Consider the following 14,845-nt stretch of genomic DNA (forward strand, 5'->3'; position numbering starts at 1 on the left):
GTTTATGGTAATAGCTTCTTTTATTACGGACCAATAAAATGAGCACTCACCTTTCTTCATTTAAAAATTCAACAGCATTAATTACAGGCGCATCTTCAGGAATAGGCAAAGCCTATGCTCAAGAACTTGCATCTTTAGGAATTCACCTGATTTTAACGGCACGCTCTGAGCAGAAACTGACTGATTTAGCCGATGAACTTAGCAAAAAATATAACGTGAATGTTGAGGTGATCATTTTAGATTTAGCTCAACCCCATTCAGCTCAAAGCTTATTTGATGAAGTGCAAGCCAGAAACTTATCGGTAGAGATTTTAATTAATAACGCAGGATTTGGTAAATGGACTAAATTTCTAGATCAATCTGTATCTATTTATCAAGAAATGATTACGCTAAATATCAGCAGTGTAACGTCTTTATGTTATTTATTTTTGCCCCACATGCTTGCGAACAAAAAAGGCATCATGATTAATATTTCATCTACAGGTGCGTTTCAACCCCTGCCTTATATTGCTGTGTATGGGGCAACTAAATCTTATGTATTGCAATTTACTGAGGCTCTTGCAGGAGAATACGGCTCTTCAGGAGTTAAATTTCTGGCGGTTTGTCCGGGCAATACCCAAACCAATTTTACTCAGGTCGCAAATGCCGATACGAGTGGTATGAAAAGCTCTACGGTTGAAGACGTTGTGTCTGCAACAGTTAAAGCATTAGATAAGAATAAATCAACGGTTGTGGTGGGATGTAGAAATTATTTGACGTCTCAATTACCCCGCATTCTTTCCCGCAAAAAAATGATCAATTTAGTTGAAGGCATGCTCAGAACTCGTGTTGTTGAGTAACCATAAAAATGGTTCGATTTAAAAGATTAAGGAGTTTTCCTTAATCTTTTAATGCTGAAATAACTGCCAGCCATAAATCAAACCTGCCGCAGCCACAACCCAACATAGCGTTGCCAGTCCTAGACAAGACCACATCGACATGCGTGTTGCCAGCACATAAACAGCAACTAAATAAATGGCATAAGGAATAAGTGACCATAGACCAAACAGAGCCGTTTTTTGTAATGCCTCGGCTCCTTTTTGCTGATAAACAATCACGTGAGCAATCAAAGCAAAGGTAGGAAAAAGTGGGACTAAACCAGCAATATAAAATGCCTTACTTTTCGATAAAATCGAAATAATGAGGACAACCCCAGCCCCCAACATACATTTTAAAAATAACGCCCACATGCGCTGATCCTATCTGGTTATTTCCATTTCAAAACGCTGTATTTTGCGCTTTTTAAAGAAAATTAACAGCGACTAAAGCAATCAATGCTGGAACTGCCTGAATATAAATAATCTTTTTACTGGCAGTTAGACCACCATAGATACCGGCAATGAGTACACAGCCTAAAAAGAAGTTGGCAATTGATGTCGCAAATGGTGCATCAACTAATAAGGACCAGAATAAACCCGCCGCTAAAAAGCCATTATAAAGACCTTGGTTCTGTGCCATGACTTTGGTGAGTTTTGCTTTTTCGGCATTATTTCCAAAGGCTTTCATGCCATAAGGCTTGTCCCACAAAAACATTTCTAACACTAAAATATAGACATGTAATATTGCGATAAGTGCAATTAAAATTTGTCCGATCATACGATTTTCCTTTTTATTTTAAAGATATGAAAAAAGATCAGTCTCTCGACTGATCTTTTAGTGTTTTACGGCTTTAGTAATACTTTGCCTTGACGAGCGCCTTGCGTTGCTCTTTGAGCAGCAGTTTTAATCTCATCAAAACTAAATACACCTTCTACAGGCAGAATTAATTTTTTCTGAGTCGCTAGTGTTAGCAGCTCAACGATCAGTTCCTTTTTACGAGCTGCTGGCATTTCTTTATTGACCACACTCGCCCAGAAACCTTTTACTGTCGCTTGTTTGAAAATCAAATCGCCCGATGAAATCTGCATGGTTTCGCCAGTCATACTGCCAAACGAAACGAGTAGGCTATTTTCACTGAGTAAATTCAGCATTTCGCCACTTGCGGTTCCTCCAATCGAGTCCACACCAGCAATCAGCGGTTGGTCGCCGTGAATCTGTTTAACTTGTTCTTTCCAGTTAGGCTGATCAGTCGCAACAACATGCTGAATACCTAATGCTTGCATCTCTGCAATCGCATCAGTACGACGGACCAGATTAATGACAGGTAAACCACGTGCCTGAGCAATCATGGCAACTGTTTTACCTACTGCACCATTCGCTGTGTTTTGGATTAACCATTGACTCGGTTGAACATTTACAAAGTCCAGTAGCATGAGGGCACTAATTGGCATACCAATCAGTTGTGCTGCTGTTTCATCATCAATTTCATTGTTGAGTGGAATAATCCCATGAGCAGGTGCAATAAAGTATTCAGCCCAACTGCCATGCACAGCTGCCACTGCAATACGCTGCCCTACCTGTACATGAGAAACGCCTTCACCCAACGCATCTACAACACCAACCGCTTCACTACCACCAATCGCAGGTAAGGTTGGCTTGTAGCCATAGCTTCCACGTACTGTCCATACATCATGATTATGAATTGGAGACATGATGGTTTTAATACGCACTTCGCCTGCTTTTGGTTCTGGCTTTGGCATATCCGCCTGCTCTAAAACGTCTACAGGTTCGCCAAAATTACCATGGATAATACTTCGCATGCTTTATTCCTCTATCGGTTTTATGAGTTGTTGGGTCGTTTCTAAAGCTAGATGTAGATGTGCTTTGTCTTGCGACAATTTTGTGAGTAAAGCAGCACCTAACCATAACTGATACATGACTTGCGCAGTTTTTAAAGGCTCAATATGTTTTGGAATTGATCCTTCTTGTTGCCCTTCTTTGAGTAGCAAAGCCAAACGTTGCGTTAGTTTGTGCACGCCATCATTGAGAATTTGACGCATGTCTTCTGACAAGTCAGAAACCTCTGCCGCCAACTTCACAATCAAACAGTTTTCAGCCCAACTACCGTTTACAGGATCATCAATCCATGCCTGCCATAAGGCCATTAAACGAGCATGGGCACTTTGCTCACTGCGTTGCCAAAGTTGTTCCATACGAACTTTATAATCAGCCATATATTGCTCGAGCAATGCACAGCCAAATGCCTCTTTCGAAGCAAAGTAGTGATAGAACGAACCTTTGGGTACGTCACAAGCCTTTAAGATTTCTTGCAAACCAACACCGACAAAACCTTTACGTAGTACCAGCTCAAAGCTCGTATCTAAAATGTGTTGTCGCGTGGTTTCACTTTTATTTAATCGTTTCATGCACACATCATAAACAACTATTAGACCAGTCGTCTAGTAAAGTTATGTTGCTGGTTAAAATTTGCTTAGAGTAGAAATCTGAAGTAAGGAATGTTAAAAATACAATCTGCTTATTTAAACAAATTTTGTCGATTGTCGTTTAACCGTCACAATTTGTCGCTTTAAATCATTTTGTACCACTTGAACAATTTTAAATCGTTATCATATATAGGGTCTGTTGCTTATAACCAGTCACACCTCTCTGCGACTGAGCAATCAGCACCTAAATTTTCATCAATATATAATTGAGATGTTTTATGAGCCAAAGTCATATCCGTATTCGAGGCGCACGTACCCATAATTTAAAAAATGTGTCTCTCGATATTCCACGCGACAAATTTGTGGTAATTACGGGGTTATCAGGTTCAGGAAAATCTTCTCTTGCCTTCGATACCCTGTACGCCGAAGGACAACGCCGTTACGTCGAATCACTTTCAGCGTATGCCCGTCAGTTTCTATCGCAAATGGAAAAGCCTGAAGTCGACTCGATTGAAGGTTTATCACCAGCGATTGCCATTGAGCAAAAATCTACCAGTCATAACCCACGTTCAACGGTTGGTACGATTACCGAAATTTATGACTATTTGCGTTTGCTTTATGCACGTGTTGGCACGCCCTACTGCCCTGAACACGACTTACCAATGGTCGCGCAAACTGTTTCTGAAATGGTCGATGCGGTAAAAACGCTTGAAGAAGGCACAGCACTTATGTTGCTTGCCCCTGTCGTTCGTGAGCGTAAAGGTGAGTACAGTAACCTGTTCGAACAACTACAAGGCCAAGGTTTTGTTCGTGCCCGTGTGGATGGCGAAATCATTGATATTGATACACCACCAGAACTCGACAAAAAGAAAAAACATACCATTGAAGTCGTTGTTGACCGCTTCAAAGTACGTGAAGACTTAGGTAACCGTATTGCAGAATCATTTGAAACCGCACTACGTTTAGGTGGCGATATTGCAGTTTTATCATGGATGAATGGTGAACATCCTGATCGCGTTTTTTCTGCAAAGCACTCGTGTCCTGAATGTGATCGCGCAGTCGCAGAGCTTGAGCCGCGTTTGTTTTCATTTAACAACCCGTTTGGTGCCTGCCCTGTTTGTGATGGTTTAGGTACACGCAGTCATTTTAGTTCTGAAAAGCTCATTCCAAATCCTGACCTTGCGATTAGTGAAGGTGCTATCCGTGGTTGGGACCGTCAGCGTCCATATTATTATTCGATGCTGCAAAAAGTTGCCGATCATTTTGGTTTGAAACTTGATACGCCTTGGAATCAGCTAGATAAAGATACTCAAAAGAAATTCTTACAAGGTACGGGCAAAGAAAAAGTTGATTTAAGCTATATCGACGAACGTGGCCGCAAACACACTCGCGTGCAACCATTTGAAGGAATTTTGCCGCACCTTGAACGTCGTTACCGTGAAACTGAAAGTAACTATGTACGAGATGATTTAGCGCAATATCTTTCTAATGCAGCGTGTGATGCATGTGATGGTTCACGTCTTAATGAAATTTCACGTCATGTTCGTGTGAAAGACAAAACTATTGCTGACATTACCCGCATGTCGATTGGTGACGCTGAAAGCTACTATCAAGGCTTAAACCTTGAAGGTGCTAAAGGCGAAATCGCAGATAAAATCTTTAAAGAGATTCGAGAGCGTTTACATTTCTTGGTGAGTGTGGGACTTAACTATTTAAGTCTAGCTCGCTCTGCCGAAACCCTATCTGGTGGTGAAGCACAGCGTATCCGTTTAGCTTCGCAGATTGGTGCAGGTTTAATGGGCGTCATGTATGTGCTCGATGAACCATCAATTGGTCTACATCAACGCGATAACGATCGTTTATTACAAACTCTGATTCGCTTACGTGATTTAGGCAACACGGTATTAGTCGTTGAACACGATGAAGATGCAATCCGTGCTGCTGACCATATTATTGATATCGGTCCTGGTGCTGGTGTACACGGCGGTGTGATTATTGCTGAAGGCACGTATGATGAATTGGCTAAACATGCCGACTCACTTACAGGACAGTATCTTTCTGGCAAACTCAAAATTGAAGTGCCAAAAAAACGTACTGAATCACCACGTCCAGATGAAGTTATCAAACTTTCAGGTGCAGCAGGTCATAACTTAAAAAATGTCGATTTAACAATTCCGCTCGGCATTATGACTTGTGTGACTGGCGTTTCAGGTTCGGGTAAATCAACACTGATTAACCGTACTTTGCTTCCATTAGCTGCAACACAACTCAATGGCGCAACGACGTTAACCGCTGAAAAGTTTGACTCGATTGATGGACTTCAACATCTAGATAAAGTTGTTGATATTGACCAAAGCCCGATTGGCCGTACACCGCGTTCTAACCCAGCGACTTATACAGGGTTATTTACGCCAATCCGTGAGTTATTTGCTCAAACCCCAGAGGCAAAAGCGCGTGGTTATAGTGCAGGTCGCTTCTCGTTTAACGTCAAAGGCGGACGCTGTGAAGCCTGTGAAGGCGACGGCATGATTAAAGTCGCGATGCACTTCTTACCAGATATGTATGTGCCTTGCGATGCATGTCATGGCAAACGTTATAACCGTGAAACGCTTGAAGTCGGCTATAAAGGCAAAAACATTTCTGATGTTTTAGAAATGACGGTTGAAGATGCTGCTGAATTCTTTAGTGCAATTCCAGTCATCCACCGCCGCTTAGAAACCTTAACTCAGGTGGGCTTAGGCTATATTCGTTTAGGTCAAGCCGCTACGACCTTATCTGGTGGTGAAGCGCAACGTGTAAAACTTGCGCGTGAGTTAGCAAAACGAGATACGGGTAAAACTTTATATATCTTGGATGAACCAACAACAGGTCTACATTTCCATGATATTGCCAAGTTACTCGATATTTTGCATGAGCTACGTAACAAGGGTAATACCATTGTGGTGATTGAACATAACCTTGATGTGATTAAAACAGCAGACTGGGTTGTGGACTTAGGCCCTGAAGGTGGTTCGGGCGGTGGTATGATCATTGCCGAAGGCACACCTGAACAAGTGGCAGAAGTTGAGATTTCCCATACAGGTCGCTTCTTAAAACCGATGTTGAAGCAATAAAATAAAAAGCCGGAAATCATTTCCGGCTTTTTTTACCCCTCAACTGCATTTCGACCTCGGGCTTTTGCTCTTAAGAGTGAACGGTCAGCTTTTTCTAAAAGATCTATCCAACTCGCCGCTCCGATAGCAAAACCAATACTGACAGACACATGCAACTTTTCTTCTGAACCAGATAAATCAATCTCTTCTAAAGAAATCGCCATCCGTATTTTCTCTGCTAAAAGACGAGCATCTACAAATTGTACTTGCTCTAGCAATATTAAAAATTCATCACCCCCATAACGAACAATTAAATCCGAACTTCGAATATTTTGCTTTAATTGCTCGGCAATACTGACAATGACGCGATCACCTACAATATGCCCATATTGGTCGTTCACCTGTTTAAAACGATCAATATCAATAATCATTAAACAGGTTTGCGTAAATTTTTGAGGGTAACTTTCAACAATTTTTAAATATTCAGATAAAGCTAAACGATTGGAGACTCCGGTGAGTGGATCAGTATTGGCAATATTCTTTAACTGAAATTCAAAAGCGTCCCGTTGTTGCAACATACGTTGTAATCGGTCAATTGCTTCAAATAGGGAAAAAAATTCACCTTTGGTGGTGACATTCATCTCATCTTTACAATGATCAGAACTATGCGATAAATCTAAAATTAAAGTTCTCGCTTTAATTAAAGGCGAAAATACTCGTCTTTGCGCATATATCAGAGTAAGTAATGCTGTTGCTAAAGAAATTAGAGAAATAAATAAAGTTAAAAAGAAACCATTTCGAGCAATTGCATTTTCTTGAGTGGCAATGACCACACTCTCATTAAGAATATAACTCTGCAAATCAACCACAGTGGTAAATTTACCTACAATTGCTTCGGTTAACTGTGTACCACTTAAAAAATATGGTTCGCTCTTTTGGCTTTCTTCTAATAGCCTTTCTACAATCGGAATACCCTGATCTATAAACTCTGTTTTCACTCTAGAATATAACCGACGGTATTCTGGAGTTTTTGCCTGTTCAGGCTGTAAGGTATCGACCAAAATCCATAGATATCTAGCTTGATGTTGAGTTTGTAATGAACGAGCACGATTATTACTTGGAATCTCTTCATTAAAACTGACGGGAGCAATAATGTTAGAGGCCATACGCCCAGCCTGATCACGCATATCAGTTAGAACGATAATAAGCGTAAAGTAATTAGAAATACGGCTGTCTTTACTTTTTAACTGCAACATTAGTTTTTGTAGTATTTCTCTACAGTTATCCCATGCGCCAAACATTCCTAAAATGGCATTATCCAGTTGAACAGAAGTTCTGGCTGCATATGGAGTTTCACCATAATAATCAACGACACGTCGGGCTTGTCTAAGATTTTCTTTGAAATTAGTTTGGAGCTCATTTGCTAAGGAAACATAACCAGCTTGTTTTAAAATTAAAATGCTTGTATCAATTTGCGCATCAACGATTAAACGAAATTTTTTTAATTCTTGCTGATTTTTTACCAAATCATGAGGACCACTCGACATCATTTTATTAGCAGGAGCACGTTCCTTAGAAACTTTATAGGCAATATCGGCTACTGCTCTTAAACTTTTTATTTCAGCTAGGGCTTGTCTAGTTTTTATATAATCCTGATAGCTTCCCACAATAAGAGGTACTGCCATGAATAATAAGGATAAAATAATAACCAGCATAAAAAAGAACAGTCGATTACTAATATGCTCTGAACGTAATCCTGACATTTCTAGCTGGTACTCCGTAAATGTCCTGCCATTTTTAATACGATATAAATTAGGCTTAAATCCATCCTAGCATTTTAATAACTAAAATTTCATCATTAACCCCTTCATTTCTTTTTTAATAATTATACGATCCCTAAATTTTGTCAGCTTAAATAACAAAATGAATCGAAAAATTGAATGCTTTTTATAAAAAAACTCTATTTTACAGATTAAAGATTTTTAATCATGATAGTAAAAACAGTATTTACTTGTCCTCTTGGATGCCTCTCCCAGCATCCACTGCCCAGCTTTAAGCTGGGCTCTTTTTGGCCTCTCATTTTTTCAATAAAATTCACATAACTCTTATTTTAATTTTTAGATTTTCTTACAGATAAAAAAAAGCTCAACCTTGGGGAAAGCTGAGCTCGTAAAATCTGATGTGTTCTACACATCGTATCTGGGCAAGCACTTTAAATCCTAAAAAACGTTAGGCAGTGAACTTTGCAATCGAATTATGTGATTTACCTCTACCTTTGTAAAGTTGATTAAATTAATCAGGATTAAAATTTTAATCGTTTTTTCAACTTAAAATAGAGATTTCTTTTATTTTATTCACTTATATAATAATTAAGAATAGTTAAATTTTTTAGTTAAACTAATCCAAATATTGTTAACTATTCCTCAAAATAAAACGAATTTGACAATAAAATGGCGGTTTTTTACTCACATTGTAAACACAGCTATATTTTTGTTAATGTTAAAACCGATTAATGCAATCTATTTTTCCAATCACAATTGTAATATCTTTTTAACATTTACTTCTTAATTCTTAATGAAATATAATTATTAGCTTATTGTAAATGTTCATTTTTTTATCAGGTTGACAAACCACTTTTCATTTGATTAGTTTTTCACCAATTTTAACATAAGTGTCAAATATCTTTAACATTACCTTTTCTAGATTATTGACTTCATAAATTGTTACAATACAATGACCCCAGCTTTATCTCTTGTTAATGCTGGAAATGATTATGAAAAAACTTGGTTTAGCCACTGCTGTATTATTAGCCATGACCGGTGCTCATGCTTATCAATTTGAAGTTCAAGGTCAATCTGAATATGTTGACACAACTGCAAACGATAAAAACTTCACTGGTGACGTTGCTGGTACATTCTATTTAAAAAATGTTGATACCGCTAAGGGTCCTTTAGCTGAAGCAGCTTTCTTGAACCAAGCTTCTAGCGTATCTTTAGGTTATAGCTACCAACAGTATGACCAAAACAACGGTTTGAACTACCACGTTGGTACATACGGCGTTAAAGGTGAGGCTTACGTTCCTACTCCTTACCTTCCTGTATACGCTAGCGCAACTTATAACCACACTGATGTTGATGGTAAAAACGCTATCTCTCGTGATGACAACGGTGACCGTTATGCATTAGAAGTTGGTGCTATGTTGTTACCTAACTTCTTAATGACTGTTGGTTATACAAGCGTTGCAAACCAATTCGCTTTAGATAACTTCGGTATCATCAGCAACGGTATCTACACTGCTGCGAACCAAACTGCTGCGATTCAAGACGACCAAGATGCTGTTACAGCTCGTGCTAAATATGTAGGTCCAATCGATGGAACTAACATGGCAATTGGTTTTGAAGCTGCTGGTGCTTTCGGTCAAGAAAACCAATACGGTTTGAAAACTGACCTTTACTTAACTCCTAAGTTAAGCGTTGGCGCTTCTTTCGTTGGTAACGATGGTTCAGCTGACATCAAAGGCAATGACCTTGGTGAATTCCGTCAAGCTTGGGGTGGTAACGTAAACTACTTCATTACTCCAGCTGTAGCAGTTGGTGCATCGTACATGAAAGCTGACGTTAAAAAGTCTAGCTACGATACACAAACTATCGGCTTAAATGCTAAATTCCGTTTCTAATTTAATTTAGAAATCGAATTAAAAAAGGACTCAATTGAGTCCTTTTTTTACAGCTAAATTTAGCTTCGTACAATATTTAAGAAATATAAATGGCGTTCATATTGATCGATAATGTCTTGGATCAAATCCTCTTGGGTCCAATCCATTACATCATAGTTCTGTCCACCTTCTCTTAAAAACACTTCGGCTTGGAAATATTGCCCATCTTCGGCTTCAGTACGTCCAATTAAAAAACTTGGTGGTACTGTTTCACGTGAAACAACTTTATAAATAAAATTAATTTCATTGTGATGATCGACTCGAAGCTGCATCCCATCCTCAAGTTGAGTAATTGAAACTTCTAAATGACGGCGTCTAAATTCATGTTTGATATTTTCAAACGCACGAGCTACTTGTTTTTCGATATATTCTCTAACCTCTTCTTCACTATGAGGATAGTGCATGATTAAACCTAGCCGCTGTTGCCAGCTTCTTGGATTATGAATGGCACGTGGGGTAATTCGAGCTTCCTGAATTGCTTGCATTTTCGTGACATCAAGATGCAATGCTTTTATTAATCCCCAACTCATGAACAGCATAACCACAGTAAACGGCAATGCGCTCATAATGATGGAAGATTGAAGCGCAGCCAAACCACCGACTAACAATAAAATAATGGCGAGTACAGCCATCAGTACTGTCCAGAACAAACGCTGCCAAGTTGGTGAATTTTCAGTTTTTGCAGTTAAGTAGTCTGTTACCAATGCTCCCGAGTCAGCAGAGGTCACAAAGAATAAAACAACTAAAACGGTAGCCAAAATATTCATGACACCTGACCACGGTAAGTGTCCTAAAAACTCAAATAGAGCTACTGATGAGTCTTGCTGAACAGCCTGAATAAGAGTGTTTTGATGTTCATGAATAATGCTAAATAATGCAGCGTTTCCTAAAAAGCCCATCCAGATAATGGTAAAGCCTGTCGGGATGAGGAGAACCCCTACAATAAATTCTCGAATGGTACGACCACGTGAAACCCTTGCGATAAACATACCCACAAATGGCGACCAAGAAATCCACCAAGCCCAATATAAAATTGTCCAACCACCAATCCATCCATTCGGCTGATAAGCGTATAAATTGAATGTCATGGTAAAAAGGTTAGAGATATATTGCCCAGTGTTTTGAATAGTAGTCTGGAGTAAATAAATACTAGGACCAGCGATAAAAACAAAGACTAATAATATTAAGGCTAAGACTAAGTTTAGCTCTGATAAACGTTTAACCCCTTTATCAAGACCTAAGAACACAGATAAGGAAGCTAAAATGCTCACAAAAATAATGAGTAATACTTGAATATGGGTGCTTTGCTCGACACCGAACAAATAATGTAAACCAGAGTTAATCTGGGTAACGCCAAACCCGAGAGAAGTTGCTACACCAAATACTGTACCAATGGTCGCGAATATATCGATGCTGTCACCCCAAGGCCCATAAATCTTCTTACCAATGAGTGGATAAAGGGCTGAACGGGTCTTTAACGGTAAATTATGTCGATAAGCAAAATAGGCTAATGCCAATCCGACCACTGCGTAAATAGCCCACGCATGCAAGCCCCAGTGGAAGAAGGTCACCCTTAATGCTTGCTGTGCCGCCTCAATAGTCTGAGCATCTCCACTTGGTGGATTAACATAATGCATGACAGGTTCGGCAACCCCAAAGAACATGAGACCGATACCCATCCCTGCTGTAAACAGCATGGCAAACCAAGACCCATTATTATATTCAGGCTGACTATGGTCAGGTCCTAATTTAATTCGACCTATTGATGAACAGGCGATATAAATCAATAAAATGAGAAAGAAGGCTACAGATAAAACATAAAACCAGCTAAATGAATCGGTGATCCATTGTTTTAATTGCTGCGTTAGAAGTTCAAAAGAACTCGGGGCGATCACAACAACTGCCAAGAAAAAAGCAATGATAATGACCGTACCAAAAAATACGTTAGGATTAACGTTTGCGAACCAACCTGGTTGTTTGGAAGGCATAACTCCTCCATGTTATTTTAATGAAAAGTGACAGGCATAAAGCCAATAAAGACATTCACAGAATGAACAAAGTTAAATCTTTCAATAGAGAAAGCCGATAATACTTTAAATAAACTTAAATAATATTGCAGTTACAAAGGTGTAAAAAATTAAAACACCTTCTCCTTTATTTGTCAGAATCTTTCTTTGTTGGGTGGGCAATGTACTGTAGAGCAATTAAACGTGTGACAATCAAAGCGAGATACATCACGCCACAAAACATTTGTAGCATGGCCAAAACGCGTGCTGGTGGACTAAGTGGCATTAAATCAGATAAGCCTGTTGCTGACTGTAAGCTAAAGCTCAGGAACAGTAGATCTAACCAAGTCTGTAAATGATGAACATTGTTTGGGTTTTGGAAGCTAGCCGGAATCAATAGCTGACAAATGTTGTAGAGGAATGCAAAGCCCCAAGCAAGCAAAGTAAAAACCGCGGCGGCTGCAAATAATTCATCTCTTGTTAAATATCGGTCAGCAAACATATAACGAAATAAACCGTAAGCAGCCGAGAAGTAAGCCAGCGCTTCACAGCTATGGGCAAAAATCTGGATCGTTAAATTGCTATAGCCCAATAAAATAAAGACTGAGGATATAATCGCTCCACTGACAAAAGTTAATCCCAGAAAAGTAAACATTGGGGTTTGGCGAATCACTTTGGCAATAATAAGTAAGGCAAGCACTCCTAAAGCCCACGTTAGGGTCCGGTAAAATACATCATGAAAAGTGAGCATGGCCAAAATGAGTAGGATAAATTGCACAAGCAGCAACCATGCAGAAGGTAGCAGTCGAAAGCTCGCCCAGAAGTCCATAATAGATCGCATTTAATTATTTTCCTTTTTCATTATGTTTTGAATTATAGGAAATCATACTGTACAAAAAATAGGACAAACAAGTTGTTCTTTATTAAAGAGCTTCTTTCACTTTAATGTATGAGATCAACAAAAAAAGCCCCGCAGGGCTTTTAATGAGATAGATATTTAATCCATTTTGATTTTAGTGATCTGAGGCACCAGAAGCACCGATACCTGTCATTGAACGAACGTATTGGGCATCGAATGCAGCACGCTCTTTTTTAGCACGTGCAGAGTTGTCAGTCACCGAGAAGAACCAACAGCAAAGGAATGACAATGGCATCGCAAATAATGCAGGACCATTGAATGGGTTAACTGGTGTATCAGAGATTTTTAAAGTATCTACCCAAACCGCTTTAGACAGAACAATCAGTACTACTGCTGTTACAAGACCAACCACACCACCGATAACTGCACCACGAGTGGTTAAACCTTTCCAGAACATTGATAGAACAAGAATTGGGAAGTTTGCACAGCATGCCACAGAGAACGCTAAGCCCACCATGAATGCTACGTTTTGTTTTTCAAACAAGATACCCAAAATCATGGCAAAGATTGCTAAACCAAGTGTCGCAATTTTTGACATACGAAGTTCTGAAGCTGGAGTCGTTTGACCTTTCTTGAATACGTTAGCGTATAAGTCATGTGAAATTGCAGATGCACCTGAAAGTGTTAAACCAGCAACAACAGCAAGAATCGTTGCGAACGCTACTGCTGAAATGAAGCCCATGAATAAGTCACCGCCTAAAGCGTCACTTAAATGCACGGCTGCCATGTTGTTACCACCAACAAGTTCAAGCTTGCCTGATACTGCCATTTTTGCAACATCAAGGAATTGAGGGTTGTTTGATACGAAAAGGATCGCACCGAAACCAATAATGAAAGTTAGAAGATAGAAGTAACCAATGAAACCTGTCGCAACCACAACCGATTTACGCGCTTCTTTTGCGTCTTTTACAGTGAAGAAACGCATAAGAATATGTGGAAGACCCGCTGTACCAAACATGAGTGCCAAGCCAAGAGACAATGCATCAATCGGGTTTGCGGCAAGTTTACCCGGACCCATAATTTTTGCAGCTTCTTCAAAGCTTACGCTGTGAACTTTACTGAATACTTCAATTGATTGAGTGAACATATTGCTAAAGCTGAAACCAACCGCTTTCATTACCATGAATGCCATGAAAGTCGCACCACTGAGTAACATGACCGCTTTAATGATCTGTACCCATGTTGTTGCCAACATGCCACCAAAAATTACGTATGCCATCATTAATAGACCAACGATGACAACAGCGATGTTATAGTTCAAACCAAATAGTAATTTGATGAGCTGGCCCGCGCCTACCATTTGAGCGATCAAATAGAATGCGACAACCACAAGCGAGCTTAAGGCAGCTAAAGTACGGACCGGTTTTTCTTCGAGACGGAATGACACTACATCTGAAAGGTTGTATTTACCAAGGTTACGTAAACGCTCTGCAACCAAGAATAAAACGATTGGCCAACCTACCATAAACCCAAGAGAATAAAGTAAGCCATCAAAACCCGAACTAAACACCATCGCGGAAATACCGAGGAAAGATGCAGCTGACATATAGTCACCGGCAATTGCCAATCCATTTTGGAAACCGCTGATTCCGCCCCCTGCGGTATAGAAATCTTGTGCTGATTGAGTTTGTTTTGCAGCCCACTTAGTAATAAACAAAGTGAAACCAACAAAGATCAAGAACATAATAATGGCATGCCAGTTAGTGGCTTGCTGTTCGGCTTCACCCAAATCTGGACCAGCCATAGCAACAGTTGAATATAGCGATGCTGCTGCCAATAAGGCTTTCGCTTTTAATGAATTCCATTTCATA

At 39.6% G+C, this 14,845-nt stretch carries 11 protein-coding genes; 3 read left to right on the plus strand and 8 right to left on the minus strand.

Annotated features, from left to right (window positions below; all coding sequences use genetic code 11):
• Positions 1–38: 38 nt before the first annotated feature.
• Positions 39–839 (plus strand): SDR family NAD(P)-dependent oxidoreductase, encoded by an 801-nt coding sequence (locus J663_RS08195; protein WP_033849022.1) that lies wholly within the window; start codon positions 39–41, stop codon positions 837–839.
• Positions 840–887: 48 nt separating this feature from the next.
• Here the strand turns inward: J663_RS08195 and J663_RS08200 are convergent, their stop codons facing one another.
• The 4 genes from J663_RS08200 to J663_RS08215 form a co-directional block, all read right to left on the minus strand.
• Entirely contained in the window at positions 888–1,229 is a 342-nt protein-coding gene (locus J663_RS08200) for a GlpM family protein (RefSeq protein ID WP_004789991.1), read from the minus strand.
• Between the two features lie 52 nt (positions 1,230–1,281).
• Entirely contained in the window at positions 1,282–1,635 is a 354-nt protein-coding gene (locus tag J663_RS08205; RefSeq protein ID WP_005066877.1) for a DUF1304 domain-containing protein, read from the minus strand.
• Positions 1,636–1,700: 65 nt separating this feature from the next.
• Positions 1,701–2,678 carry a zinc-binding dehydrogenase gene (locus J663_RS08210; RefSeq protein ID WP_033849024.1) on the minus strand — a complete coding sequence of 326 codons (978 nt, stop codon included), beginning with the start codon at positions 2,676–2,678 and terminating at the stop codon, positions 1,701–1,703.
• A 3-nt stretch (positions 2,679–2,681) separates the two neighbouring features.
• On the minus strand, positions 2,682–3,284 hold the full coding sequence (locus tag J663_RS08215; RefSeq protein WP_005804456.1) for a TetR/AcrR family transcriptional regulator: 603 nt from the start codon (positions 3,282–3,284) through the stop codon (positions 2,682–2,684).
• Between the two features lie 296 nt (positions 3,285–3,580).
• On the opposite strand from J663_RS08215, the gene uvrA reads away from it, so the two are divergent.
• Positions 3,581–6,415 (plus strand): excinuclease ABC subunit UvrA, encoded by a 2,835-nt coding sequence (gene uvrA / locus J663_RS08220; RefSeq protein ID WP_017387552.1) that lies wholly within the window; start codon positions 3,581–3,583, stop codon positions 6,413–6,415.
• A gap of 32 nt (positions 6,416–6,447) precedes the next feature.
• Here uvrA and J663_RS08225 read toward each other — a convergent pair whose 3' ends face one another.
• Positions 6,448–8,157: a GGDEF domain-containing protein gene (locus tag J663_RS08225; RefSeq protein ID WP_033849026.1), complete on the minus strand. Its 1,710-nt coding sequence runs from the start codon at positions 8,155–8,157 to the stop codon at positions 6,448–6,450.
• Positions 8,158–9,167: 1,010 nt separating this feature from the next.
• Between J663_RS08225 and omp33-36 the strand changes: the two genes are divergently transcribed.
• Positions 9,168–10,070, plus strand: coding sequence for a porin Omp33-36 (omp33-36, locus tag J663_RS08230; RefSeq protein WP_002122006.1), 903 nt, complete (start codon positions 9,168–9,170; stop codon positions 10,068–10,070).
• Positions 10,071–10,129: 59 nt separating this feature from the next.
• On the opposite strand, the gene J663_RS08235 is transcribed toward omp33-36, so the two are convergent.
• The 3 genes from J663_RS08235 to J663_RS08245 form a co-directional block, all read right to left on the minus strand.
• Positions 10,130–12,097 (minus strand): BCCT family transporter, encoded by a 1,968-nt coding sequence (locus tag J663_RS08235; protein ID WP_033849028.1) that lies wholly within the window; start codon positions 12,095–12,097, stop codon positions 10,130–10,132.
• Between the two features lie 166 nt (positions 12,098–12,263).
• On the minus strand, positions 12,264–12,956 hold the full coding sequence (locus tag J663_RS08240; RefSeq protein WP_005066857.1) for an ion channel: 693 nt from the start codon (positions 12,954–12,956) through the stop codon (positions 12,264–12,266).
• Positions 12,957–13,128: 172 nt separating this feature from the next.
• The gene (locus tag J663_RS08245) at positions 13,129–14,844 is read right to left on the minus strand and encodes a cation acetate symporter (protein ID WP_002121878.1); all 1,716 of its coding nucleotides are present in this window, start codon (positions 14,842–14,844) and stop codon (positions 13,129–13,131) included.
• Position 14,845 lies beyond the last annotated feature (1 nt).

Source organism: Acinetobacter sp. 826659, from assembly GCF_000588515.1.
GTDB lineage: Bacteria > Pseudomonadota > Gammaproteobacteria > Pseudomonadales > Moraxellaceae > Acinetobacter > Acinetobacter pittii.

Coding starts and splice junctions, on each gene's coding strand:
- J663_RS08225 (WP_033849026.1), bottom strand. CDS start 8,157: ATGTCAGGATTACGTTCAGAGCATATTAGTAATCGACTGTTCTTTTTT.
- J663_RS08235 (WP_033849028.1), bottom strand. CDS start 12,097: ATGCCTTCCAAACAACCAGGTTGGTTCGCAAACGTTAATCCTAACGTA.
- J663_RS08240 (WP_005066857.1), bottom strand. CDS start 12,956: ATGCGATCTATTATGGACTTCTGGGCGAGCTTTCGACTGCTACCTTCT.
- J663_RS08200 (WP_004789991.1), bottom strand. CDS start 1,229: ATGTGGGCGTTATTTTTAAAATGTATGTTGGGGGCTGGGGTTGTCCTC.
- omp33-36 (WP_002122006.1), top strand. CDS start 9,168: ATGAAAAAACTTGGTTTAGCCACTGCTGTATTATTAGCCATGACCGGT.
- J663_RS08215 (WP_005804456.1), bottom strand. CDS start 3,284: ATGAAACGATTAAATAAAAGTGAAACCACGCGACAACACATTTTAGAT.
- J663_RS08205 (WP_005066877.1), bottom strand. CDS start 1,635: ATGATCGGACAAATTTTAATTGCACTTATCGCAATATTACATGTCTAT.
- J663_RS08245 (WP_002121878.1), bottom strand. CDS start 14,844: ATGAAATGGAATTCATTAAAAGCGAAAGCCTTATTGGCAGCAGCATCG.
- uvrA (WP_017387552.1), top strand. CDS start 3,581: ATGAGCCAAAGTCATATCCGTATTCGAGGCGCACGTACCCATAATTTA.
- J663_RS08195 (WP_033849022.1), top strand. CDS start 39: ATGAGCACTCACCTTTCTTCATTTAAAAATTCAACAGCATTAATTACA.
- J663_RS08210 (WP_033849024.1), bottom strand. CDS start 2,678: ATGCGAAGTATTATCCATGGTAATTTTGGCGAACCTGTAGACGTTTTA.